Here is a 24658-nt window from a genome sequence, read left to right as displayed (position 1 = left end):
CCCGAAACGACCGTGAGGACGACAGGCAATGGACATGCTGTGGAACGGCTGGGGCGATCCGGCCAGGGCGACGCCGCTGCCCGACACGGTGACCGGACTGCTGCGCGAACTGCTCGGCGTCACACGCCGAGAGGCCCCCGTGCTCCCGCTGGCGGAGATCGCCGTACCCGTCTCGCCGCTGGGCGAGGATGCCCGGCGTGCGCTGGAGACGGCCGTCGGCGGCCGCGCGGACGACGTGCGCACGGACGCGGAGAGCCGCATCCGGCACACCCGCGGGAAGTCCACCGCCGACCTGCTGCGGATGCGGGCCGGCGACACAGCCGACACCCCGGCCGCCGTCGTCCTCCCGGACGGCCACGACGAGGTCCTCGCCGTGCTGGCCGCCTGCGCGGAACACGGGCTGGCCCTCGTTCCGTTCGGCGGCGGCACATCCGTCGTCGGAGGGCTCGCCCCCGGACACGGCGGCGCGTTCGTCGCCCTCGACCTGCGCCGCATGAACCGCCTGCTCGACCTCGACGAGGTCTCCCGCACCGCCACCCTCCAGCCCGGCCTGCGCGCCCCCGAGGCCGAGGCGCTGCTCGCCGAGCACGGATACACCCTCGGCCACTTCCCGCAGTCCTACGAGTGGGCCACCGTCGGCGGCTTCGCCGCGACCCGCTCCAGCGGACAGGCCTCCGCCGGCTACGGACGCTTCGACGAGATGGTCCTCGGCCTCACCCTCGCCACCCCTTCGGGCACCCTCGACACGGGCCGCGCCCCGCGCTCGGCCGCCGGACCCGACCTGCGTCAGCTCGTCCTGGGCTCGGAGGGCGCCTTCGGCGTCATCACCGCCGTCACCGTGCGGGTGCGGCCCGTGCCGAAGGTCCGCCGCTACGAGGGCTGGCGCTTCGCCTCCTTCGACGAGGGGGCCGCGGCCCTGCGCCGGCTCGCCCAGGACGGCCCCCGGCCCACGGTGCTGCGGCTGTCCGACGAGACCGAGACCCTGATCGGCCTCGCCCAGCCCGACGCCATCGGAGCCTCACTGCAGCAGGGGGACGCCGGCTGCCTCGCGGTCGTCGGTTTCGAGGGCACCGAGGAGGACACCGCCCACCGCCGCGAGGGCGCCGCCGCCGTCCTGCGCGAGAGCGGCGGCACCTTCGCCGGTGACGAACCGGGGGAGCGCTGGGCCCACGGCCGCTACTCGGCGCCGTACCTGCGCGACTCGCTGCTCGACGCCGGCGCGCTCGCCGAAACCCTGGAGACGGCGGCCTACTGGTCCCGCCTCCCCGCCCTCTACGCCGGCGTCCGCGAGGCGCTCACCGGCACCCTCACCGAGGCCGGCACCCCGCCCCTGGTCATGTGCCACATCTCGCACGTCTACGAGAACGGCGCCTCCCTGTACTTCACGGTCGTCTCCGCCCAGGGCGAGGACGCCGTGGCGCACTGGACCCGCGCCAAGCACGCCGCCAACGAGGCGATCCTCGCCGCCGGCGGCACCATCACCCACCACCACGCGGTCGGCACCGACCACCGCGACTGGTACGTCCGGGAGGCCGGCCCCCTCGGCGTCGAGGCGCTGCGCGCGGTCAAGCGGAGCCTGGACCCCGCCGGACTGCTCAGCCCGGGCGTCCTGCTGCCCGCGGACTGACCCCGCCCGACCGAGCGCCCCGACCCCGTGAGACAACAGTCCGGCACCACCCGTCAGCCCGGAGGCACACCGATGCGACAGTTCACCGCCGTCGTCAACCCCACCGCGGGCGGCGCCACCTCGGCCGCCGCGCTGCTCGGGGTGGCCCGGCTGCTGCGGGAGGCCGGGGCGGAGCTGGAGACCGAGTACAGCCACAGCCTCGCCCACGCCCGCGAACTCGCCCGGCGGGCCGGAGCGTCGGGGCGGGTGGTGCTCGCCGTCGGCGGCGACGGCATGGCGGGCGGGATCGGCGGCGCCCTCAGCGGCACCGGCGCCGTGCTCGGCCTGGTCCCGGCCGGACGCGGCAACGACTTCGCCCGCGCCCTGAAGCTGCCCACCGAGCCGGCCCGGCTGGCCGAGGTGCTGCTGCACGGCGACCCGCGGCCCGTCGACACCGTCGAGGTCACCTCCGCCGTCCACGACCGCACCGTCGTCCTCGGCAGCGTGTACGCCGGTGTCGACGCGCTGGCCAACCGGCACGCCAACACCACACGCCTGCTGCGCGGTGCCGCCTCCTACTACGCGGGGGCGGTCCGGGCCGTGGCGGGCTGGCGCGCGACGCGCTACCGCGTCACGGTCGACGGCGAGGAGCACGCCTTCACCGGCTACACGGTGGTCGCCGCCAACTCCGGCTACTACGGCTTCAACCGCCTCATCGCCCCCTCGGCCCGCGTGGACGACGGCCTGCTCGACGTGGTGATGATCCACCAGGCGCCGCGGCGGCTGTTCTTCGCCCTGATGAACGAACTGGCGACGGGCGCCCACGTGCACCGGCCCCAGGTGCACGTCCTGCGCGGCCGGGAGGTCCGCATCGAGGCGAACCGGGCGATACCCTACGGCGCCGACGGCGAGGTCGAGGCCGTCGTGCCCGTCACGGCCAGGGTGCTGCCCGGCGCACTGCGCGTCCTGTGCTGAACACACCAGGGGGCCGGGCACCGACGCCGGTGCCCGGCCCCACGGCCCGGTGGATCAGCCCCGCGGCGTGGTGAAGCGTTCCCACACCCGGTGCGAGCCCATCAGCCCCGTGACCTGCTCCAGCGCGGCGGTGCCGGAGTCGGCGACGATCACCCCCGGTGCGTCGGTGGGCACACCGGAAGCCTCCAGCGCCGGTGTCCCGCCGGCCCAGACCCCGATCGCCTTGCCGTGTCGGAACGCCTCCGACAGCAGCAGGCTCACCCGCGGGTCGACCGTCCCGGGACCCGCGGGCGCCGGGCCCGCCTTGTAGTCGCGCGGGGTGTAGGCGTCGCCGCCCATGTCGGGCGTCCCCGCGACCAGTACGGCGTCGAACTCGACCGACCGCGCGGTGACATAGCTGCGCTGCACGGTCAGCGCGGCGTCGCCGGAGCCGAGGGTGCCACCGGTCGGCGCCACGACCAGCGGCACCATCCCGGCGTTCAGCACCGCCTCCCGCACGGCCGCCACGCCCTCCAGGTCCGCCCCGCCGGTCACGATGCCGACGACCCTGCCGTCCAGCGGCCAGGTCCCGCCGACCTGGGACAGCGCCGGACTGGGCTCGACGTCGGCCGGCGGCACGGTCGGCTCCGGGGCGGGCAGTCCGAGGCCCTCGGCGACACCCGCGCACAGCTCGGGGTCGATGTTGGCCAGGACCTGCAGGGTCCGCACCCGGATCGCCTGCTCGTAGCACTTGCCCAGCTCGAAGGTGTAGGCGCCGATGATGTGCTCGCGCTCCACCGGGCTCATGCTCAGCCAGAACCGGCGCGGCTGGCTGAAGTGGTCCGAGAACGACTCGGGGGCCTCGCGGGCCTTCCTCCCCTCCGGCACCCGCACCGGAGCCTCGATGAACGCGTTCGTGTCCGCCCCCGCGGTGAACGGGCAGCCGCCGTCGAGGGAGTTGGGCCGGTAGGGCGCCACGCCCCGGTGCACGGCGCTCTGGTGCATGCCGTCGCGCAGCATGTCGTTGACCGGCGCCTGCGGCCGGTTGATCGGCAGCTGCGGGAAGTTGGGACCGCCCAGACGCGTGATCTGGGTGTCCAGGTACGAGAACAGCCGCCCCGCGAGCAACGGGTCGTCGGTGATGTCGATGCCCGGCACCAGGTGCCCGACGTGGAAGGCGACCTGCTCGGTCTCGGCGAAGAAGTTGGACGGGTTGCGGTTCAGGGTCAGCAGACCGACCGGCTGCACCGGCGCCAGCTCCTCGGGCACGAAGTTGGTCGGGTCCAGCAGGTCGATGCCCTCGAAGGTCTGCTCCGGGGTGTCCGGGAAGGTCTGGATGCCCAGCTCCCACTGCGGGTACGCGCCCGCCTCGATGGCGTCCGCGAGGTCCCGGCGGTGGAAGTCGGGGTCGACGCCGTTGATGATCTGCGCCTCGTCCCAGACCAGCGAGTGCACGCCCAGCTTGGGCTTCCAGTGGAACTTCACCAGCGTCGTGGCGCCCTCGGCGTTCACCAGCCGGAAGGTGTGGACGCCGAAGCCCTCCATCATCCGGTAGGAGCGCGGGATGCCCCGGTCGCCCATGAAGAAGATGGTGTGGTTCGTCGCCTCGGTGTGCAGCGAGACGAAGTCCCAGAAGGTGTCGTGGGCGCTCTGCGCCTGCGGGATCTCCCGGTCCGGATGCGGCTTCGCCGCGTGCACCACGTCGGGGAACTTGATGGCGTCCTGGATGAAGAAGACCGGGATGTTGTTGCCGACCAGGTCGAAGACGCCCTCACTGGTGTAGAACTTCGTCGCGAACCCGCGGGTGTCCCGCACGGTGTCCGACGACCCGCGCGAGCCGACCACCGTGGAGAAGCGCGTGAACACCGGCGTCTCCACGTCGGCGGCCAGGAACCCGGCCTTGGTCACCGAGGCCGCCGTGCCGTAGCTCTGGAACACCCCGTGCGCACCCGCGCCCCGGGCGTGGACCACGCGCTCCGGGATGCGCTCGTGGTCGAAGTGCATGACCTTCTCGCGCAGATGGTGGTCCTGCAGCAGCACGGGACCGCGTGGCCCGGCCTTCAGCGAGTGGTCGGTGTCGTACAGGCGCGTCCCCTGGGCGTCCGTCAGGTAGCTGCCGGACTGTGCCACCCGCGCCTGGTCCGCACCCGTGGGCTGCCCGGTCGGCGACACGGTGTCCGGGCCGGTCTGGTCCGGCTTCGGGGGCAGCGGTTCACGGGGCTCGGTGGGTTCGGCGACGGGAGGCGACTGGGGGCCCGGCCTGCCGGGAATCCCGTCCGGCGGCCCGCCGGCCTCGCCGTGCAGGCCCTCGGTCACCTTGCGGGCTGCTCGCTTGAGGGGGTTGGCCTCGCTCATCGGCCTTTCTCCGTTTCTGGGCGGGCCGCTGCACGCGCCCGGTCGTGTTCGGGTACCGACTGCCGTGGTGGGCCGTGACCGCGTACCCAGCGTTAGGGACTCAAGGCATGGGCGCGAGGAACGGAGGCGGTTGGGCTCAGGTGACGGTCTGTCCGTCGTGGATGCCGCCCCGGCAGAGCGTCGTGAAGGACCCCGTCCCGTCCCCGGCCGCCGAGATGATGATCACTCCGCCGCCCTCGATGCACTCGGTCGCCGTCACCTCTCCCAAAAGGACCGGGGCGCCGGGCTCCGCGGCCTCCGCTCCGGCGGCGCACAGGATCCACAGGGCCACGGCCGCGACCACGGTGCATGACGACTTGCGCATGGAGACGGCTCCTTCTCACGGGTGCCGTTCCAGCGTCACCGTCCCGCCCCCGGCGCGCCACCGGGGGCGTGCGTGCGGGGGAGCGGACACGCGGAGGGCTCCGACCGCGGCCGCGGTCGGAGCCCCGGAGGTGCCGTACGGACTAGCCCTCCGTGTGGGTCACCCCCACCGGTCCGAACGACACCCGGGTGCGGGCGGCGTCGGCCGCCCAGACCACCTCCACGCCGTCCTCGCCGGGCACCACCCGCGCGACCGCGTCGGCCACCGGGACGTGCACCGGTTCGCCGGTCAGCGCGGCCAGGCTGACGTGCACGGAGGTGCCGCCCGCCGCGCCGGACAGCCGGGGCAGCTCCGCCCACGGCACGAACGCGGTGCCCTGCGGGGCGCGCACGGTCTCCGCCTCCGGCTCCCAGCCGTAGAGTCCGTGCAGCGCGGAGGACAGGGGCTCCTCGGGGCCGGTGGCCCACCCGGTGTGCGTGACCCGGGCCCCGGCCGGCGCCCCGACCACCCGGTGCACCCGCAGCTCGTACGGCCCCCGGGCCACCGTCACGCTCTCCACCCGCAGCCCCGGCACCATCGGCGGCCCGGCCACGAAGACGGGCCGGTGCCAGGACGCCGCCCAGCCCCAGCCGTCGCCGCCTCCCGCCCCCAGCGCGTGGACCCGGCGCCGCACACTGGACCGGCCGTTCACCTCGACCGACAGGTGGTTGTCCGCCACGTTCTCGCGGGCCGTGGGACCGGTCCGGGTCGAATAGGCCTGCCGGCCGTAGTACGGGTCGTCCTCGGCCGCCGACTCGCCCTCGTGCGGGCGCACATGATCGCTGCCGTGGTTGTGCAGCCGTACGATCCCGTCGCCGCGGGTCGCCTGCACCAGCAGCCCGGGTGCCGTCAGCGCCAGCACCCGGTCGGCCTCCTCGACCGGCGCGGGCTCCTCCGTCGCCGTCCACAGCGGGTGGTCCGCCGGGGCGAGGAGCGACACGAACGCCTTCGACGCCCAGTACGGGGAGGCCGGGCCCGAGTACTCCTGGAGGGTCGCCTCGTGCGGGCCGTGCCAGCCCAGGCTCAGCAGCCCCTCGTCCGTCAGCGCCCCGCGGTCCACGAAGTACCGCAGGTTGCCGCTCACCAGCCGCCGCGAGGCACCCGGCGTCAGCGGGGTGTGCCCGGTCAGCGCGCCCAGGGCCACGGCCGACGACGCGGCGAAGCGGTAGGTGAGGGAGCGGCCGAAGTGCAGCGGAGCGCCGTCGGCCCCGAACATCAGGGCGAAGCCGTCGAGATGGACGCGCAGCCGCTCGCCGTACCGGGCGAGGGCGCCGCTGTCGCCGCCGAGGTGGGCGTCGAGCACCGGGTAGAGGTGCAGCGCCCAGCCGTTGTAGTGGTCGAAGGCGCGCCCGTCCCCGTCGGCGTACCAGCCCTCGCCCCGGTACCAGCCCTCCATCAACTCCAGCGCCCGGCCCCGGGCCGCGGCCGTCTCCGCGTCGCCGCGGCCGACCGACTCCAGGAATCCGGCGACCATGTACGGGAACAGGTACCAGTTGTTCGGCGCCGGCACGTGCCGCAGCGCACCGCGCAGCCACTCCTCCACCCGGTCCTGGACGCCGGAGTCGAGGTTCTTCCACAGCCACGGCGCGGTCAGCCGCAGCCCGAGCGCCACCGAGGCGGACTCGACCATGGGCTGGCCCTGCACGTCGTGGTCGAGGATCAGCGGCCAGGACTCGGTGTCGTCGCGGCCGGGGGTGCGGGTGCCCGAGGCGAGACCCTCCGCGTAGCGGTCCAGCCAGCCGTGCGGGTCCGCGCCGCCCGCGCCGGCGACGCGGAAGCCCGCCGCGAGGAAGGTCCGCGCGAAGCCCTCCAGACCGTCGGAGCGCACCCCCGAGCGCGAGGGCCGTCCCGGCAGGTCGAGCAGGGCGCGGCCCGGGGTGCTCCAGCGCCACCCGGCCCACAGCAGCCCGTCCGCGACGGCCTCCCAGTGGGCGCGGGTGTAACCGGTGTACGGGCTCGACGCACGGTCCTCGGTGGGCAGTTCGAACGGGATGCTCATGCCAGGAACGCCAGCCTTTCGCGTCGTACGGGATGGAGGAAGCCGGAACCGGAGGCCCAGCGGGTGGTCTCGGCGAGGGCGAGTTCGGCGAGACGGCGCCATTCGTTGCCCTCGGAGCCGGCGAGGTGCGGGGTGATCAGGGCGTGCTCGCAGTCCCACAGCGGGTGGTCCGGCGCGAGCACCTCGGGGTCGGTGACGTCCAGGACGGCCCGGACGCGGCCCGCGAGTACGGCCTCGGTGAGCGCGTCCTGGTCGATCACCGCGCCCCGGGAGGTGTTGATCAGCACCGCGTCGGACGGCATCGCGTCGATCAGCGAACGGCCGACCAGGTGCCGGGTCTGAGGCAGCAGCGGCGTGTGCACACTGACGGTGTCGCAGCGCGCGAACAGCTCGGGCAGCGCCACGTTCTCGACGCCCAGCTCGGCGGCCTCCGCGTCGCCGACGTAGGGGTCGTGCAGCAGGACCTCCACGTCGTGCGGCCGCAGCAGTTCGACGACCCGGCGGCCGATCAGCGAGGCCGACAGGATGCCGACCGTGCGCCGGTAGTTGCCGACGCCGCGCGGGGTGCGCAGCCAGTTGCCGCGGGTGCGGGAGACCCGGAAGTCGCGGGCCCGCTCCAACACCCGCTTGCCGGTCAGCAGGATCATGCCGAGGGTGTACTCGGCCACCGGCAGCGCGTTGGCCGCGGCGGCCGAGGAGACCTCGACGCCCCGTTCCCAGCAGGCGTCCGTGACGTGCCCGCGGACGCTGCCCGCCGTGTGCACCACGGCCCGCAGCCGGGGCGCCGCCCGCAGCACCTCCTCGTCCAGCGGCGGACAGCCCCACCCGGTGATCAGCAGCTCCACGTCGGCCAGTACGGATCTCGCCCGTGCCGTGGTCAGGTCGTCGAGCACCGGGAACGGCGCGAGGTCGCAGACCCGGCGGAAGCCGGCCAGGGACTGGGGGTCGAGGACGGCCGAGGCGGCGTCCGGGGACATGGCCACGGCGGCACGGGGCCGGTGGCCGGGTCCGGGGTCGTGCACGGTCACTTGACGGCTCCGGCGGTCAGGCCGCTGCGCCAGAATCGCTGGAGCAGCACGAAGGCGAGGATGAGCGGCAGCACGGCGAGCAGCGAGCCCATGATGACCACGGGGTAGTACTCGGGCGACACGGACGCCGAGCTGTTCCACTGGTACAGGCCGAGACTGACGGGATACAGGTCCTGGTCGGACAGCATCACCATGGGCAGGAAGAAGTTGTTCCAGATCGCGGTCAGCTGGAAGAGGAAGACGGTGATCAGACCGGGCCCGAGCATCCTGAGCGCCACCCGGGCGTAGGTGGTCAGCTCTCCGGCCCCGTCCACGCGCGCCGCCTCCAGCACCTCGTCGGGCACATAGCCCCGCGCGAAGATCCGGCCGAGGTAGACACCGAACGGATTGAACAGCACCGGGATGAAGACCGCCCAGAAGGTGTTGACCAGGCCGGCCTCGGAGGCCATCAGGTACAGCGGCAGCGCGAGCACCGTCTGCGGCACCATCACCGCCGCGAGGACCAGGCCGAACAGCTTCTCCTTGTGCCGGAAGCGGTACTTGTCGAAGGCGTAGCCGCAGGCCACGCTCACCAGCGCGCCGACGGCCGCGCCGAGAACCGCGTACAGCAGGCTGTTGACGTACCAGCGGCCGTACAGTCCGCCGTCCATGGCGAACAGGTCCTTCATGTTCTGCAGGAAGGAGAAGTCGCTCAGGGAGAGCAGGTCGCTGCTGAAGAGCGCGTCGCGGTTCTTGGCCGAGGCCAGTACCAGCCAGAGCACCGGCAGCAACGTGTAGAGGACGGAGACGGCGACGACCACGTTGACGGTGGCGCGGCCCAGCAGCCTCGGGCGGAGCAGGGAACTGTCGGCGGCGCTCATCGGGCCTCCTCGGAGTCGGCGCGGCTGGTGAAGCGGGTGACGCCGTAGGACAGGGCGATGGTGCACACCAGCAGGACCACCGAGGCGGCCGCCGCGAGGCTGTAGTTGTTGCGGGTGAAGGCCGCGTCGTAGATGTACATGCTGGGCGAGAACCGCGAGTTGATCATCGGGGAGGACTGGCTGAGCAGCATCGGCTCGGTGAAGAGCTGGAGCGCCCAGATCAGGGTGAAGATCGAGACCATCACGATGGACGCCCGCACCAGCGGCGTCTTGACCTGGAGCGCCGTGCGCACCGGCCCCGCGCCGTCGACGACCGACGCCTCGATCACCTCGCGCGGCACGGCCTGGAGGGCGGCGTAGAAGACCACCATGTTGTAGCCGAGGTTGCTCCACAGGGCGATGTTCACGATGGACGGGATCACCGTGTGCACGCCCAGGAAGTCGATCGTGATGTCGCCCTGCGCGAACAGCTCGATGACCGGGCTGATGCCGGGCGTGTACAGGTACAGCCAGATCAGCGCGGCGATGATGCCGGGCACCGCGTGCGGCAGGAACAGGCCGAGCTGGGCGAAGGCGCGCAGCCGGACCACGCCGGAGTCGAGCAGCAGGGCGAGGGCGAGTGCGCCGACGACCATCAGCGGGATGTAGATGAGGCAGTACAGGGCGACCGTGCCGAGGCCGCCGAGGAAGGTGGGGTCGGTGAGCACGGCCGCGTAGGAGCGCAGTCCGACGAAGACCGTGCGCTCGGGACCGAAGCCGAGGCCGGGCTGGTCGTCGCTGAAGAAGCTGAGGTAGACGGCGGTGCCGACCGGAATCAGGAAGACGGTGACCAGCAGGGCGAAGAACGGCGTCATGAGGACGCCGGCGGCGGTCAGTTGGCGGCGCTTGGCCGCTCTGCGGGCCCGCAGGCCCGAGTCCGAGGGCGCCGGGGAGGCGGCGCGGGCGGCGCCGGCCGGCACCCGTGCGTGGGTGGTCGTGGTCATGGGTGTGTCACCTGCCTTTCGTCGGCTCAGGTGCTGTGCTGGGTGGTGGACAGGCCGAGGGCCCTGAGGTCGGGCATGGTGCCCTCCTGCGCGGTGCGCAGCGACTCGACGAGGCTGCCCTGGCCACCGCTGACCCGGGCGAAGGAGTCCTGCATGACCTTCTGGGTGGCGCTCATCCGCGGGCCCCACAGCCACTGGTCGCCGATCTTCTCGGCCTCCTGCTCGAACAGGCTGTAGATGTCCTGGCCGCCGTAGTACGAGCGGTCGAAGGCGTCGCGGCCCACCGCGACCAGGCCGGGGGCGGCCGGGTACTGGCTGCTGGTGCCGCTGGAGAGCCGGGCGCGCAGGGCGTCGGGGTGGGAGACCTGCCACTCGATGAACTCCATCGCGGCCTCGGGGTGTTTGCTGTCCTCGGTGACCGCGAAGGTCGAGCCGCCGTGCGTACCGGTCGCGGGGGCGGCGGTGTCCCACTGGGGCATGGGGGCGATCCGCCACTGGCCCTTCTGCCCGGGACGCGCGTTCATCTGGGCACCGGCGTCCCAGGCGCCGGTGAGCCGGGTGAGGACCAGTCCGTTGCCGATCTGCGCGTCGGACTGCCTGCTCTCGACGGCGTTCATGAAGACGTCGTCCCGGTCGATCAGCCCCTGCCAGTACTCCGCGACCCGCCGGGAGGGCGCGTCGGCCAGGGAGACGTTCCACGCACCCTTCGAGGTGTCGAACCACTGGGCGCCCGCCTGCCAGGCGTAGCAGGCGAACTGCGTCATCCCGTCGGTCGGGAAGAGCACCAGCCGGCGGTCGGCAGCCCTGCGGCGCACGGTCGCGGCCTGCTCGGCGAACTCGTCCCAGGTCCGGGCGACTCGGAGCCCGTAGTGGTCGAACAGGTCGGCGCGGTAGTGCATCACCATGGGTTCGACGTCCAGCGGCACGGCGAACACCCGGCGCTCGAAGGTGGTCAGGCCGAGCGCCTGCGGCAGCAGTTTGCGGCGCAGACCGTCACTGACCAGGTCGGTGATGTCGCGGGCGACGCCGTCGACGGCGAACCCCGGTACCTGCGGATACTCGAGGGTGGCGACGTCGGGCGCGTTGCCCGCCCGTGCGGCGTTGCTGAGCTTGGCGTAGCCGCCCTGCCCGCCGGAGGGGATCTGCTGGAACTCCACCTGGACGTTCCGGTGGGTCCGGTTGAACGCGTCGACCACTTCCTGGCTGCCGCGCAGGGCGGACCAGAAGGTGATGCGGGTGGTGCTGCCCGTGCGGGCCGACGATGCGCCGGTCCCCCCGCTGCAGGCGCTCACGGCTCCTGTCAGGGGGAGGGCGGTCATCGCGGCGAGCACGGAGCGACGGCTGGGTCGTCCGGGCATGGCGCCTCCGCGGCTCCTGCGGGTCCGCGCGGGGGCGGACGCGACTCTTCGAGACACCGGAATCCTGAACGTCCCGACCCAAACGGTCAATAGATCGATCAGAAGAAAATGAAACGCTCAAACGCTCATTCGTCGAGGGGTTCGACCGGCCGGGCCGTCGACCCCCGCACCATCAGCCGCGGCAGCAGTTCGATCCGCCGGCCCGGCCGCCGGCTGCCGGGCGCCTCGGACAGCCGCTGGAGCAGCAGTTCCGCCGCCGCGTGACCGACGTCCGCCTTCGGCGGCGACACGGCCGTCAGCGGGGGCGAGGCAAGACCGGCCACCACATCGTCGTACGCGACCACCGAGCAGTCCTCCGGGACCCGGACCCCCTCCTCCGCGAGCCGCTGGACGACCATCAGCGCGTCCACGTCGCCGTGCAGCACCATCGCGGTCGCACCCACCTTGCGCATGAGCGCCGGCAACTCCGCCGTCTCGTCCGCCGTATACGGCCCGTCGGCCCCGGCCTCCGGCGCGACCAGCGCCCACGCCCACTGCTCCACCAGCGGATGCGCCCCGGCGATCCCGGTGAAGGCGGCCCGCAGCGAGCGGGCGGTGGGGCTGTCGTGCCGGGTGGCGAAGACGATGCGCCGGTGACCGAGCCCCACCAGGTGCTCCACCGCCAGGTGCGCGCCGTACCAGTGGTCCGAGCAGACCGAGTCCAGGGCGTGCAGCGCGCTGCCGCGCCAGGGACGGCGCTCCATCAGCACCGTCGGGACCCCGATGCCGGCCAGCCACTCGTGGTCGGCCTCCTCGTGGGCCCGGCCGCGCCACCGCGGGGCGATCAGCAGTCCGTCCGCGCCGTCCGACAGCGCCCGTTCCACCAGCGGGCGCTCGGCGCCGGACGCCTGCGGCGCGAGGTGCAGGGCCATGCGCACCCCGGCCTGCTCCAGGACCGTGCGCGCCCCGTGCAGGGTCTCGGTCAGGTACGAGTGCCGTACGGGAACCACCACGGCCACCCGGTCCCCGCCCGCCGGGGCCGGGTCGGGGGCGGCCGTCTCCCGGTCGGGCAGCGTCGACCGCACGACCCCGTGGCCGCGGCTCAGCCGCCCCTCCCGCGTCAGTTCCTCCACGTCGCGGCGCACGGTGACCACCGAGACCTGCAACTCGTCGGCGAGGTCGCGCACCCGCGCGGTACCGCGTGCCTGGACCGCCGCCAGTATCCGCTGGCGCCTGAGATCGACCGGCTCCCGCATCAGGCCTCCCCACCCGGGAATGTTCGTTTGAGCGATTCCGCGTCATCATAACGATCGCTCGCGCCGGGTGCCCGGGTCTTTCACCACCCCCGGGGATCCGGGTCGGCGAGGAGGGGGCCCAGCGGGCCGAGGTCGAGGTTCAGGTCGGAGCGGCTCAGGCCGTGCTGGGCGCACAGGTCGTCCATGCGCTCGTCCAGCAGCATCAGCGCCGTGCCGAGCCGGTCCTCCTGCTCCGCGCTCAGCGTCCCCTCGTCGAAGCGGCGCACGGCCTGGCGTTCCATGAGCTGGCGCAGCAGTTCCACCACGGTGAGGACCAGTGCGGCCAGGTCGTTGCCGACCCGCTCGGGGTCCAGGTCCAGGGCGTGGGCGGTACGGGCGGCACGGGCCCGGGGCGCGGTCACAAGGGCCCGCTGTCCGGCCAGGGGGCGGGCACCCGCTCGTTCACCGACGACAGCAGCGCGTGCAGGGAGATCCGCACCAGCGGCACGTCCGCGACGGCCAGGACCAGATCGCCGCTGACCACGACGCCGGTCGCCAGCACCCGGTCCAGCAGGTCGACCAGGGGCACGCCGACCGGTGCGTACGGCTCCGCGCCGCCCCAGGGCACGGGCGCCGGGCCCGGCGTACGGGAGTCCGGGACGGTCATGGCCGGGCCTCCCGCTCCGGGCCGGCCTGCGGGTCCTCGTCCCAGCGGGCGAAGGAGTACGGGATCCACGGGCCCGAGGCGTCGACCCGTACGGCCGGACGCCTCCCGTCGGCGGCGATCCGGGCCAGCGCCTCGGTGAAGTCGGCGCGCCGGGCGTCGTCCACCAGGTAGGCGATGTTCAGGAGCTGCGGGGCCCGGCGGCCCGTCAGCCGCTCGCTCTGCGGGCGGTGCCGTGTCGCGGCGACCGCGTACCGCCGCAACTCGGCGTCGACGGCCTCCGCCTCGGCCAGTGCCTTCTCGTGGGCCCCCCGCCGGTCCCGCCGTCGTGCGCTCACTCTGCTGAGGTAGGCGCGGCCACCGCCGCCGGGAGCCGTGCGTGCCCCGGGGTCCGCGGCGGGCTCGGGCGAGGCCTCGGCGGCGTGCACCTTCACCGCCCACTCCGTACGGTCGCACAGGCGGTCGAGCAGCGTCTCCAGCACCGGCTGGCGGGCCGTGACGGCCCGCGCCGCGGTCAGGTCGCCGCGGTACAGGGTCGCCATCGGCAGCGGTACGACCGGGCCCCGCCCGGCCGCCGCCGCCTCGACACCCCGGTGGTGGGCGCGGGCGCAGCGTTCCAGGTCGCCGGGCCGGTTGAGGCGCTCCGTCAGTGCCTCCTCGTCGAACAGGGCCGCGGGAACGTCCTGCACGACCAGGCACAGGCCGCCCGCGCGCACCACGCGCAGCGGACCGCCCTCCTCGTGCCCCCTCGCCGCCGCCAGGAGGGCCGGGTCCGGCGGGGTGCGGGAGACGGCGAAGGCGCAGACGATGCCGGGAGCCTGCGGCCCGGCGTCGGTGGTGCTCATCGCACGGCTCCCGTCGTCTCCTCGGCGGCACCCTCCAGGGCGTCGAGGCGTTCCCGCAGCCGCGCGTTCTCCTCGGCGAGCGCGTCCCGCGCGGCCCGGGACGACAGTGCGGGGTCGGTCTCCCACCAGTCGATGCCGGCCTTCTTCGCGGTGTCCACCGAGGCGATGAACAAGCGCAGCCGGATCGTCAGCAGTTCGATGTCGAGCAGGTCGATCTTGATGTCGCCGGCGATGACGATCCCCTTGTCGAGGACGCGTTCGAGGAGGTCGGCGAGGCTGCCGGAGGGAGGCCCGTAGGGCTCTGCCTCCGGGCCCGGGTAACGGTGTTCGAGGTCGGTCACCGCGCACCCCTCGCGGTGGCGTGGTCAGCGACGGCGGCGGGCACGTTCGTCGTCCTCGGCGCCCTCGCCGTACTCCTGGTCCGCATACGGCTCCTCCTCGTCGTACTCGCCTTCCTCGTCGTCCTCGTCGTCCTCGTACGCGTCCTCCGCGTCGTCCTCGTCCTCGTCCTCGGACTCTTCGAACTCTTCGGGTTCTTCGGCGTTCTCCTCCTCCAGCGCTTCCTCGTGGCTCTTGACGACCTCGCCGTCGCGGATCTCGCCGCGCCAGCCCTCGACGTCCTCGCCGTCCGTCAGGGTCACGTGCCGCGCGAAGTGCTTCAGGTCCAGCCGCAGCCGGCGTCCCTGGGCGCGCCAGAGGTTGCCGGTCTTCTCGAAGAAGCCCGCCGGGTAGTACTCGACGACCACGACGACCCGGGTCAGCCGGGGCGCCAGTTCGTGGAAGGTGACCACTCCGTTGGTGCTGCCCTTGGCGCCCTCGGAGGTCCAGACGATCCGCTGGTCGGGGATCTGCTCCTGGACGGTCGCCTTCCAACTCCGGGTGGAAAAGGCGATCTTGGCGGTCCAGTCCGAGGTCACCTCGTCATGGGGGCTGACGCTCTGGACACCCTTGGTGAAGCCGCTGAAGTCCTGGAGCTGCGTCCACTGGTCGTAGACCGTGCGCAGGGGAACGCCGATGTCGACGGTCTCCATGATGTGCGTCGCCTTGACGCTGCCGCCGCTGCCACCGGAACCGCCGCCACCGCTCTTGGACCCGCCGCCGCCGCTCCCGGACCCACCGCCGCCGCTGCCCCCGGACCCGCCGCCGTCGCCCTTGGAGCCACCCCCGTCGACCGACTCGGTCAGGCGGTCGGTCAGGGACCCGACCCGTTCCCCCGCCCTGCCGACGAGGCCGTGCCCCGCCGCGGAGAGGTAGCCGCCCAGGGCGTCCTTGAGATCGGCGAGGGGGGACGGTCCGCCGCCACTCTGCCGGTCGGGGCTCATCCGCGCCCACCCCCGCGCCCGGCGCTCCGGCCCGCCGACCGCTTCACCGGTGCGGCCTTCTTGGCGGTGGCCGCCTTCTTCGCCGGCTTCTTCCCGGGAGGCGCGGCCTTGCGCGGCGGAGCCTTCTTGGCCGTCTTCCGGGGCGGCGCCGGCGCGGGCCGCCGGTCCTCTTCCCGGTCCTCCTCGTCGAAGTAGGCGTCCTCGTCCGGAGCCTGCTCGTCCCAGGAGCCGCCGGAGTCCTCGTGGTCGTCGTAGTCGTTCCGGCGGCTCTCGCCGGTGAGCGCGTCGGTGCGGTCGCGGAGGGTGTCCGCGAAGCCGGTGAGGCGGCGGTTCGCCGCGGCGGTGACGGCCGCGCGTCCGGCGGTCAGCAGATCGCCGCGCACCTGGTCGGTCAGCTCCTGCACCTGTGGCGTCCGCTGCAGGCCGCCCAGCCCCTGGCCGAGGAGCCGGCCGGGGGAGAGGCCGGCGCGTCTGCCCACGAGGTAGGAGCCGACCGCGAAGGCGAGCTTGGCCTTCTTGGTGCGCCCCAGGAGGTATCCGCCCGCCACGGCCGCCGCCATGGCCGTCCTGTTGTCGTTCATACGTGTCGTCTCCGCGCTGGTTTCGTGGTGGTGGTACGGCCGGGGGACCGGGTGGGGCGTTCCAGGAGGGTGAGCAGGTGCTCCTCCTCCCGTTCGAAGGCCGCCTCGTCGATGGCGCCCTCGTCCAGGGCGCGGTTGAGGGCGGCCAGCCGCGCTTGCACGGCGCGCGGGTCGTGCGCCTGGCGCCGGGCCTCCTGGAGCAGGTGGTCGGCGATCCACGCCGTGCCGCGCACCGGCGCGAGGGGCAGCAGGAGGAGACCGCTCACGAGGCCCACGCGGTCACCGGCCGGTCGGCGCCGCGGGCCGCGGGTCGACGAAGCTGTAGCAGGGCAGGGGCCCGGTCACGCTGAGGGCCAGCCGGTCGCCGCAGGCCCGGGCCCGTTCCGCCACCGCCTCCCGGAACCGCGTCTCGTCCGCCGAACGCAGCAGGAACGACGCGCTGAGCACCTGCTCGTCGTCGGTCGCTCCCTGGACCGTGCGCACGGCGAGCGGAGCCAGCAGGTCCACGACCTCCCGTGCGGCGCGCCGTGCCTCGCGGCGCACACTCAGTGCGATCGCCTCGCCCAGCCGGACGTTGGCCTCGTAGTCCGGCCGGCGCCGCGTCCGCAGGGCCAGGGTCCGCAGCTTGTCGTCGCGGCGCACCAGGTCGGCGAAGTGACCGGGCACCACAGTTCCCTTGACGTTCAGCTCCACGCACCCGCGTACGCCGTCGAGCTGTTGTGCCAAGTGCGTGGCGTCCGTCCGCAGTTGGGCGAGCAGGGTGTCGGTCCGAGGGCTGAGGACCGCGAACCGCATGGGCAGCACCGGTCCCTGAGCCACCAGTTCGTCCAGGACTGCCTGGTGGGCCAGCAGGTCACGGCGCCGGGGCCGCAGCCGCGGGGGCGCGTCCGACACCGCGGCGCACAGCCCGGCCTCGGTCAACAGCCGCACGGGGGCGCCGTCGACGCCTCGGGAACGGGGGGCGCGGATGCCGGCGGGGGCGATGCCGTAGACGTACAGCGCCTTCGGTGCGGCGGCGGAGTCGGGCGCCGATGCGGGGGCGGCTTCGGGGGCGGTGGTGGTGGGCGCGGTCATTCGTCCTCCGTCTCGGTGCGCCGGCGGGTGCGGGAACGGGGGCGGTCGTCCTCGTCGCGGGGGCGTGCGGCGGGCCGGCCGCGGGGCCGCTCCGCGCGTTCACGGGGACGGGCCTCCGCCTCCGCCGCCTCCTCGTGCTCGGGCGCGAGGACGTCGCGCACCTTGTCGGTCAGCGAGCGCGCCGTCCGCCTGGCGCCCGCCTTGCCCACGGTCCTGGCGACCGGGCTGCCGAACATCTCGGGCACGGTCTTGGACCGCACGTCGTGCTCCAGGTCCAGGCGGTTGCAGGCCTCGGCGAAGCGCAGATACGTGTCGACACTCGCGACCACGATGCGCGCGTCCACCTTGAGGATCTCGATGCCGACCAGGGAGACGCGCACGAAGACGTCGATCACCATGCCGCGGTCGAGGATGAGTTCGAGGACGTCGTAGAGGGTGCCGGCGCGGGGCGCGCAGACGACCTCGTCGTCGTAGGTGATCATGCGGTGGTCCTTCCGGGTGCGGGCCTCACGGTCCGCTCACTGGTCCTGGGCACCGCGCCGGTAGCGCGCGATCCTGCGGTACTGGATCAGGTCGCCCGCCGGGTCCAGCTCGACCTCGTAGGTGGCGAGCAGGCTGGTGGTGTCGGGGATGCGCGCGACCTCCAGCACGTCCACGTTGACGACCCAGCCGCCGTCCTCGCTCCGGCACACCGCGGAGACCCCTTCGAGGTGGTGCCGGATCAGCTCGGACAGGGCGTCGGCGGCGTGCCGGGCGGCGTCACGGGCGCCCCGCACGCCACGCTCGCGCGTGGCCGTGGAAGTGGTACGGCGCCGTCGCTCGCCAGGTTCTGTCATGCTGCCCACTCTGACCGCGGACCCCGGTCCGCGCGTGCGCAGTTACCCCATCCGGGGCTGCCCCGGGCGCCGGCAGTGCAGGAAGAGGTGCGGCTCCGGGCGGGCGTCCGGGTGGGCCGGGGTGAACATCGACGCCTCCTGCGCCAGCACCTCCAGGCCCGCCTCCTCCATCAGGGCGACGAGCTCCTGCGCGGGGAAGCTGGTGACGCGCACCGGCTGTCCCATGAAGGTGGCGTCGACGCCGTCCACGTCCAGCGGCACGGTGGCCAGGACCAGAAAGCCCCCGGGCTTCAGCAGCCGTGCCAGCCGCCGTACGAGATCCGCCTGCTCGCGCCGGTCGAGCTGGAGCAGCGAGAAGTACACGCAGACGGCGTCGAACGAGGCGTCCGCGAGCGGTACGTCACGGACGTCGGCGCACTGGAAGGTGGCGCCCGGCACCTGCCGCGCGGCCAGCTCCACCATGACGGGGGAGATGTCGATCCCCAGCACCGCGTGCCCGGCGTTCGCGAGGGTCTCGGCGGTGGGACGGCCCGTGCCGCTGCCCACGTCCAGCACCCGGCTGCCCGGCGCGAGCCGCGCCAGCAGCCACTCCAGTGAGCGGCGGTGCGTCTTCGACCCGGCGAACGCCTTCTCGTACTCGGCGCCCAGCGCGTCGAACGCGGCGGCGGCCCGTGGGCGTTCGCGGTCGTCGGTCACGGCGTTCCCTCCGGTGCGGTGAGCCGGTGCCCGGGCATCGTTCCACCGGGAACCAGCCGCCGACAAGGGGCCCTTCGGGCGACATCCCCCTAGCGGTCCTCGCCGTCGTCCTGTGCCGTCCCCGGCTCGGCCATCCGGCGGTGCACGGCCGCCTTGACGCGATCGGGCAGCACCTTGTCGGCCACCCCCTGCGCCTTGGTCCTCGCCGAGCCGGTGACCAGCTTGCCGCGCCCCTTCATGACGGCGTCGAACGCCTGCCGGGCCACCTGCGCCGGGTCGTCCTTCGGCATCGTGCCGACCTTGGTGTCCGCCATGCCGGCCCGCCGGAAGAAGTCGGTCTCCGTCGGCCCCGGCATGAAGGAGGTGACCGTGACACCGGTGTCCCCGACCTCCTCCTGCAGCGCCTGCGCGAAGGACTGCACGAAGGACTTCGACGCGTTGTACACCGACTGGAACGCGCCCGGCATCGTCGCCGCGACCGACGACGTGAACATGAGCCGTCCCACCCCGCGCGCCACCATGTCCCGCAGGATCGGCTTGGTGAGCCGCACGGTCGACGTCACGTTGAGGTCGATGACGGACTGGTCGTCCGCGAGGTCGGTGTCGACGAAGGCGCCGCCCCGTCCCACCCCGGCGTTGAGGGCCGCCACGTCCACCGTGAGCCCGGTCAGGGCGGCGACCAGGTGGTCCACGCCCTCGGGGCGCCGGAGGTCCGCGCGTACGGCCCGCACCTCCACGCCGGTCTCCCGCAGCCGCTGGGCGGCGTGCTCCAGCCGTTCGTCCTCCGCGTTGACCACGAGGTCGTAGCCGTGCTCCGCGAACAGCGCGGCGAGTTCGTGGCCGATGCCGCTGGAGGCCCCGGTGACCAGGGCGAGCGGCCTGCTGCCGTCCATGGTTCCTCCGTCCTCGGCGCACCCGCGCCCCTGAGGCCCGCCGGGTTCCCCCGATCCCGGTCTTCACGTCAGCACGGTCCGATCCCGGCCTTCACGGCGTCACGGTCCGGTCCCGGTCTGCACGGCGTCACGGTCCGGCACCGGCCGGCGCGCTCACCGCGGACGGGCGCCGGTCAGGGCCAGGTCCACCAGGCCCCGTACGAGCACGTCGTCCAGCGGGGCGCCGCTGAGCAGCACCCGTACGAACAGCGGACCGCTCACCGCCTCGATCAGCAGCCCGGGGTCGGTGTCCGCTGCCAGCTCGCCCCGCTCGACGCCCCGCCGGACCATCACGACGGCGCGGTCGAGACGCTCGCTCCAGTAGGGGCCGCGCCGGTCCTCCAGGGTGTCGTCGTGCTCGACGCTCAGCCGCAGCAGCGCCCGGCCCTGCGGGGTGGCGAGGAGCCGGGCCAGGGCGGAGAAGAACGCCAGCAGGTCGTCCCGGACCCGCCCGGTGTCCGGGACCGGCAGCGCGGCGTCCAACTCCGTGGTCAGCGCGTCCAGGATCAGGTTCTCGCGCGTGCCCCACCGCCGGTACACGGAGGTCTCGTGCACCCCGGCCGCGCGGGCCACGGCGCCGACGGTCGCGCCCGCCAGGCCCTCGCTCGACAGCAGGTCCACGGCGGCGGCCAGCACCGCCCGCCGCATCCGCTCCCCGCGGCGGCGCAGGGGCGGGGCGACGGGTTCCGGTGAGCTCATCGGACCAGCGTAAAGCAAGTCGTCCTGCGTTGGGTGTACGGTTAACGCAAGTCGACCTGCGATGGACCGCTGGAGGCCGTCCGGGTCGCCGCCGCACCGAGGAGGCCCCGTCATGGCACAGATGCTCGCCGCCCGCCTGCACGTCCCGAGCCGCACCCTGCGACTCGAAGAGGTGCCCCGCCCGCAGCCCGGCCCGGGGGAGGTGCTGGTCAAGGTCGAGGCCGCCGGCGTCTGTCTCTCCGACGTGCACCTCATCGACGGCACGCTCACCCCGCTGCTCCTCCGGGGCGACACCGTCACCCTCGGCCACGAGGTCTCCGGCACCGTCGCCGAGACCGGGGCGGGCGTCACCGCCTGGTCGCCCGGACAGCGGGTCGTGCTGCACGCGGGCGAGTCGCGGGACGGCGTGACCTACACCCGCGGGGTCGACTACGACGGCGGCTGGGCCGAGTACGCCCTGTCCGCCGCCGACGCCATGACGGCGCTGCCCGACGCCATCCCCTTCGAGCAGGGCGCGATCATCCCGGACGCCGTGTCCACCCCGTGGGGCGCGATCACCGAGACCGGCGCGGTCCGGCCCGCCGAGGCGGTGGGCGTGTGGGGCGTCGGCGGCCTCGGCGTCCACGCCGTGCAGCTGCTCCGGGCGATCGGCGCCTGCCCCGTCGTCGCCGTCGACCCCAACCCGGTCGCCCGCGAACGCGCGCTGGCCGCGGGCGCCGACCTCGCCCTGGACTCCGCCGATCCCGAGCTGCGGCAGACGGTCCGTGCCGCCACCGGCGGTGCGGGGCTCGCCGCCGCCTTCGACTTCGCGGGCGTGCCGCCGGTGCGGGAGCAGGCGGTCTCCGTCCTCGCGCCCAAGGGGCGGCTGGTCCTGGTGGGCCTGACCGACAAGCCGCTCACCGTCACGGACGGGACCCGCTTCAGCTACCTGCAGCAGCGCGTCCTCGGACACTACGGCTCCGACATGCCGGTGGCCCTGCCGCAGCTGCTGCGGCTGATCCAGGGCGGGCGGCTGGACTTCTCCGGTTCCGTCAGCGGAGTGCTGCCGCTCGCCGAGGCCGCCGAAGCGGTGGCCCGGCTGGAGAAGAAGGAGGGCGACCCGATCCGGCTGGTGCTGCGCCCGTGAGGTGAGGGAAACCTGAGACTTTCAGAGGCGGTTGAACGCTCCGGCCCCCGGTTCCGTATGGAGCCGGGGGCATTTCATGTCCGAGTCCGTCACGACACAGGAGCACGCCTTGGGACACAACCGGCGCAGACGCCCGACCGGGGCGCGGCGCGCGACCTTCGCAGCGGTCGCGCTGATACTGGGGGGCGGCGGCCTGGTGGCCGTGAACGTCTTCGCCTCCGCGACGGAGTCCGGCAACGCCGCCGTCCCCCTGGGCAGTTCCGGAGTCGCGGCCACCGTCGACTGCCCCGACCTGACCGAGCGGCTCACGGCCGTTCCGGAGCAGGCGCGGCCCGAGGTCGACACCGAACTCGCCCACCTCGACGAACAGGTGGCCGCGGCCTACCGGCAACTCCAGGAGGCCGCCCGCACCGCGGACGACGGCACACTCGACGAGGGCGCGATCCTCGGCCCCCTGAAGAAGGAGCGCACGGCGACCATCGAGCGCATCGCCGCCGCCGTCGACAAGGCCGGCGACCGCCCCGAGGGCCTGGACACCCTGGCCGGTTGCACCCTGCGCCGCACCGAGATCGCGTCGACCGCCGCGGGGAGCGGCAGCCCGGACCAGCAAGACCGGGGGGAGCAGCAGGGACAGGATCAGGAGCAGGGCCGGGAACAGGGCAAGGGCCAGGATCAGGAGGACGGCGCGGGGGAGCAGTCCGGCGACGGACAGCAGCCGCCCGGCAACGGCGGGCAGGCGGGCAACGGCCCCGTGGCCGCGGACTACGCCGACATCAAGTCCGTCCAGCCCAACGTCGTACGGGCGCCCCGGCAGCGGAACGCCTCTACCGGCTCCTTCGCCACCAGCTGCGGCGTCAACGCCGAGGGCCTGTTCAACTCGGACAACCTGATCGCCGCCCCCGGCGTCGGCAACGGCGCCCACCACTTCCACGACTACGTCGGCAACCAGGCCAACAACGCCTTCGCGAGCGACGAGGACCTGGCCGCAGGCGACACCAGCTGTGCGGACCGAGGCGACAAGTCCTCGTACTACTGGCCCGTGCTGCGCCTCCAGAACGGCACCGTCGAACAGGACGCCCAGTCGCCCGGCGGCGGCATCGAGGGCAACGCGGGCGAGATCGTCACGCCCGCGGAGGTCACCCTGACGTTCGAGGGCAACGAGCGCGGCAAGGTCACCGAGATGCCGCGGCTGCTGCGCATCATCACCGGCGACGCCAAGGCGTTCGTCAACGGCGACACCAACGCCAACGCCTCCTGGAGCTGCACCGGCTTCGAGGACCGGCAGCTCAAGGACAAGTACCCGCTCTGCCCCTCGGGCAGCGACGTGGTGCGCACCTTCACCTTCCAGAGCTGCTGGGACGGGCGCAACACCGACAGCGCCAACCACCGCACGCACATGGCCTTCGCCGCCGCCGACGGCAGCTGCCCGGAGGGGTTCCGGCCCGTTCCGCGACTGGTGCAGCGGGTCGTGTACGACGTGGCCGCGCCGAGCCTCGCGGACGGGGGCAGGACCGTGCCGCTGTTCGCCGTGGACTCCTTCCCCGAGCAGCTGCACAAGCCGGTCACCGACCACAGCGACTTCATCAACGTGTTCGACGAGGACCTGATGCGCGAGATGGTCGAGTGCATCAACTCCGGCCGCGAGTGCGGCGGGGACACACCCCCGGGGCCCGAGCCGGGCGAGGGCGAGGAGCAGCCCGGCGGCAACGACGACGGGCAGACCGCAGAGCCCCCGGCCGAACAGACCGCCACGGCCTCGGCACCCGTGGACGACGGGAAGAACGACGGCAAGGCTCCCACACAGGGCCAGGACGACGGCAAGGACGAGAGCAAGGCTCCCACCCAGGGCCAGGACGACGTGCGGCCCGGCCGTGACGAGACCGCGCCCCCGGCCGGCGGGGCGTCGGACGCCGGCGCCTCCGCGAGCGCCGCGCCCAGGGCCGCGACGACACAGGCCGACGCCCCGAACGACGCGAGCGGCGCCGGGGCCGTACCGGAGAGGACCGGCGGCACGGGCGACAGCGGCAACGCGGGCGGATCCGGGCCGGCGTCCGAACCGCAGGCGCAGGGCGGGCTCGCCGAGACGGGGTCCGGGCTCGGACTGTGGCCCGCGGCGGTCGGCGGCGTGCTCTCCGCCGGCGGATGTGTCCTGCTGGTCCGTTCCAGGCGACGTGCGCTGTGACGGCTGTTGCGGCGGCATGACTGAACGGGTGGGCGGGAGTGGCTTCCCCGCCCACCCGTCGGGTGGTGTCGAACACGCCACCGCGCCGCGAGAACTGGCTCATTCGGGGTGTTGCGAATCTCTTCACCCGGGCGGAGCCTGGTCTGCGACATCTTGGGAGCGCTCCCATAGGCGCCTGCGAGGTCAGTACTGTCCCCCCACGCGAAAGAAGGACACCCCGTGAGTTGTCATGATCGCATCAATCACAAGCCTGCTCGAAGGACCCGGCGCGCGACGACCCTCGCCCTCGGCACCCTGACCGCGGCCCTGCTCACCATGATCCCCTGGAGCGGCACCGCCGTCGCCCACGGCTCGGTCGTCGACCCGGCCTCCCGCAACTACGGCTGCTGGGAGCGCTGGGGCGACGACTTCCAGAACCCGGCCATGGCCGACGAGGACCCCATGTGCTGGCAGGCGTGGCAGGACAACCCCAACGCCATGTGGAACTGGAACGGCCTGTACCGCAACGGCTCGGCGGGGAACTTCGAGGCCGTGGTCCCCGACGGCCAGCTCTGCAGCGGCGGCCGGACCGAGAGCGGGCGCTACAACTCCCTCGACGCGGTGGGCCCCTGGCAGACCACGGACGTCGCCGACGACTTCACCGTCAAGCTCTACGACCAGGCCAGCCACGGCGCCGACTACTTCCTGGTCTACGTCACCAAGCAGGGCTTCGACCCCGCCACCCAGGCCCTGACCTGGGACAGCCTCCAGCAGGTCGCCCGGACGGGCAGCTACGCGCCGAGCCAGAACTACGAGATCCCGGTGAGCACCTCGGGGTTGAGCGGCCGGCACGTCGTCTACACGATCTGGCAGGCCTCGCACATGGACCAGACGTACTTCCTGTGCAGCGACGTCGACTTCGGCTGACCCGGGCCACCCCGTCCCCCCACCCCCGCCGGGCG

Annotated in this window: 26 protein-coding genes; 5 read left to right on the top strand and 21 right to left on the bottom strand. The window is 73.5% G+C overall.

Annotated features, from left to right (window positions below):
- Positions 1-28: 28 nt before the first annotated feature.
- A complete protein-coding gene (locus tag D1J63_RS01835; protein ID WP_164712679.1) occupies positions 29-1627 on the top strand; it encodes an FAD-binding oxidoreductase in 1599 nt (532 codons plus the stop codon).
- A gap of 72 nt (positions 1628-1699) precedes the next feature.
- Positions 1700-2581, top strand: a complete 882-nt coding sequence (locus tag D1J63_RS01830) for a YegS/Rv2252/BmrU family lipid kinase (RefSeq protein WP_102927305.1) — start codon at positions 1700-1702, stop codon at positions 2579-2581.
- 54 nt (positions 2582-2635) lie between these two features.
- Here D1J63_RS01830 and catB read toward each other — a convergent pair whose 3' ends face one another.
- The 21 genes from catB to D1J63_RS01725 form a co-directional block, all read right to left on the bottom strand.
- The gene (catB, locus tag D1J63_RS01825) at positions 2636-4915 is read right to left on the bottom strand and encodes a catalase CatB (RefSeq protein WP_125627425.1); all 2280 of its coding nucleotides are present in this window, start codon (positions 4913-4915) and stop codon (positions 2636-2638) included.
- 136 nt (positions 4916-5051) lie between these two features.
- Complete coding sequence (locus D1J63_RS01820; protein ID WP_125627424.1) at positions 5052-5279, bottom strand: hypothetical protein; 228 nt, start codon at positions 5277-5279, stop codon at positions 5052-5054.
- A 142-nt stretch (positions 5280-5421) separates the two neighbouring features.
- Complete coding sequence (locus tag D1J63_RS01815) at positions 5422-7317, bottom strand: DUF2264 domain-containing protein (protein WP_125627423.1); 1896 nt, start codon at positions 7315-7317, stop codon at positions 5422-5424.
- The gene (locus tag D1J63_RS01810) at positions 7314-8345 is read right to left on the bottom strand and encodes a hydroxyacid dehydrogenase (RefSeq protein WP_125627422.1); all 1032 of its coding nucleotides are present in this window, start codon (positions 8343-8345) and stop codon (positions 7314-7316) included. Before D1J63_RS01810 ends, D1J63_RS01815 begins: the two co-directional genes overlap by 4 nt.
- Positions 8342-9205: a carbohydrate ABC transporter permease gene (locus tag D1J63_RS01805; protein ID WP_125627421.1), complete on the bottom strand. Its 864-nt coding sequence runs from the start codon at positions 9203-9205 to the stop codon at positions 8342-8344. Before D1J63_RS01805 ends, D1J63_RS01810 begins: the two co-directional genes overlap by 4 nt.
- The gene (locus D1J63_RS01800) at positions 9202-10188 is read right to left on the bottom strand and encodes a sugar ABC transporter permease (protein ID WP_125627420.1); all 987 of its coding nucleotides are present in this window, start codon (positions 10186-10188) and stop codon (positions 9202-9204) included. The genes D1J63_RS01805 and D1J63_RS01800 overlap by 4 nt, the downstream gene beginning before the upstream one ends.
- A 26-nt stretch (positions 10189-10214) precedes the next feature.
- Complete coding sequence (locus D1J63_RS01795) at positions 10215-11546, bottom strand: sugar ABC transporter substrate-binding protein (RefSeq protein ID WP_125627419.1); 1332 nt, start codon at positions 11544-11546, stop codon at positions 10215-10217.
- Positions 11547-11671: 125 nt separating this feature from the next.
- On the bottom strand, positions 11672-12781 hold the full coding sequence (locus D1J63_RS01790) for a substrate-binding domain-containing protein (RefSeq protein WP_125627418.1): 1110 nt from the start codon (positions 12779-12781) through the stop codon (positions 11672-11674).
- Positions 12782-12861: 80 nt separating this feature from the next.
- Complete coding sequence (locus D1J63_RS01785) at positions 12862-13182, bottom strand: gas vesicle protein K (RefSeq protein ID WP_125627417.1); 321 nt, start codon at positions 13180-13182, stop codon at positions 12862-12864.
- Positions 13179-13427 (bottom strand): gas vesicle protein, encoded by a 249-nt coding sequence (locus D1J63_RS01780; protein WP_206209684.1) that lies wholly within the window; start codon positions 13425-13427, stop codon positions 13179-13181. The genes D1J63_RS01785 and D1J63_RS01780 overlap by 4 nt, the downstream gene beginning before the upstream one ends.
- Positions 13424-14269: a GvpL/GvpF family gas vesicle protein gene (locus D1J63_RS01775; RefSeq protein ID WP_125627416.1), complete on the bottom strand. Its 846-nt coding sequence runs from the start codon at positions 14267-14269 to the stop codon at positions 13424-13426. Before D1J63_RS01775 ends, D1J63_RS01780 begins: the two co-directional genes overlap by 4 nt.
- Complete coding sequence (locus D1J63_RS01770; protein ID WP_125627415.1) at positions 14266-14610, bottom strand: gas vesicle protein; 345 nt, start codon at positions 14608-14610, stop codon at positions 14266-14268. Before D1J63_RS01770 ends, D1J63_RS01775 begins: the two co-directional genes overlap by 4 nt.
- Before the next feature lie 24 nt (positions 14611-14634).
- Positions 14635-15591, bottom strand: a complete 957-nt coding sequence (locus tag D1J63_RS01765; protein WP_125627414.1) for an SRPBCC family protein — start codon at positions 15589-15591, stop codon at positions 14635-14637.
- Positions 15588-16172 carry a hypothetical protein gene (locus D1J63_RS01760; protein WP_125627413.1) on the bottom strand — a complete coding sequence of 195 codons (585 nt, stop codon included), beginning with the start codon at positions 16170-16172 and terminating at the stop codon, positions 15588-15590. Before D1J63_RS01760 ends, D1J63_RS01765 begins: the two co-directional genes overlap by 4 nt.
- Entirely contained in the window at positions 16169-16447 is a 279-nt protein-coding gene (locus D1J63_RS01755; protein WP_125627412.1) for a gas vesicle protein GvpG, read from the bottom strand. Before D1J63_RS01755 ends, D1J63_RS01760 begins: the two co-directional genes overlap by 4 nt.
- A 4-nt stretch (positions 16448-16451) precedes the next feature.
- Entirely contained in the window at positions 16452-17246 is a 795-nt protein-coding gene (locus D1J63_RS01750; protein WP_125627411.1) for a GvpL/GvpF family gas vesicle protein, read from the bottom strand.
- Positions 17243-17728, bottom strand: coding sequence for a gas vesicle protein GvpJ (gene gvpJ, locus D1J63_RS01745; protein WP_125627410.1), 486 nt, complete (start codon positions 17726-17728; stop codon positions 17243-17245). Before gvpJ ends, D1J63_RS01750 begins: the two co-directional genes overlap by 4 nt.
- A 36-nt stretch (positions 17729-17764) precedes the next feature.
- Positions 17765-18082, bottom strand: coding sequence for a gas vesicle protein (locus D1J63_RS01740; RefSeq protein ID WP_125627409.1), 318 nt, complete (start codon positions 18080-18082; stop codon positions 17765-17767).
- Between the two features lie 42 nt (positions 18083-18124).
- The gene (locus D1J63_RS01735) at positions 18125-18778 is read right to left on the bottom strand and encodes a class I SAM-dependent methyltransferase (RefSeq protein WP_125627408.1); all 654 of its coding nucleotides are present in this window, start codon (positions 18776-18778) and stop codon (positions 18125-18127) included.
- Between the two features lie 89 nt (positions 18779-18867).
- Positions 18868-19671: an SDR family NAD(P)-dependent oxidoreductase gene (locus tag D1J63_RS01730; protein WP_125627407.1), complete on the bottom strand. Its 804-nt coding sequence runs from the start codon at positions 19669-19671 to the stop codon at positions 18868-18870.
- Between the two features lie 153 nt (positions 19672-19824).
- Positions 19825-20409: a TetR/AcrR family transcriptional regulator gene (locus D1J63_RS01725; RefSeq protein WP_125627406.1), complete on the bottom strand. Its 585-nt coding sequence runs from the start codon at positions 20407-20409 to the stop codon at positions 19825-19827.
- A 112-nt stretch (positions 20410-20521) separates the two neighbouring features.
- Between D1J63_RS01725 and D1J63_RS01720 the strand changes: the two genes are divergently transcribed.
- From D1J63_RS01720 to D1J63_RS01710, 3 genes are all read left to right on the top strand, one after another.
- Entirely contained in the window at positions 20522-21535 is a 1014-nt protein-coding gene (locus tag D1J63_RS01720; RefSeq protein ID WP_102930035.1) for a zinc-binding dehydrogenase, read from the top strand.
- Positions 21536-21611: 76 nt separating this feature from the next.
- Positions 21612-23717 carry a DUF1996 domain-containing protein gene (locus tag D1J63_RS01715; protein ID WP_206436745.1) on the top strand — a complete coding sequence of 702 codons (2106 nt, stop codon included), beginning with the start codon at positions 21612-21614 and terminating at the stop codon, positions 23715-23717.
- 219 nt (positions 23718-23936) lie between these two features.
- Positions 23937-24623 carry a lytic polysaccharide monooxygenase gene (locus tag D1J63_RS01710; RefSeq protein WP_125627405.1) on the top strand — a complete coding sequence of 229 codons (687 nt, stop codon included), beginning with the start codon at positions 23937-23939 and terminating at the stop codon, positions 24621-24623.
- Positions 24624-24658: the final 35 nt, after the last annotated feature.

The organism is Streptomyces sp. KPB2 (assembly GCF_003950055.1).
Taxonomy (GTDB): domain Bacteria; phylum Actinomycetota; class Actinomycetes; order Streptomycetales; family Streptomycetaceae; genus Streptomyces; species Streptomyces salinarius.
Note: the sequence above shows the minus strand (reverse complement) of the source record. Positions and strands in the feature narration are given on the sequence as shown.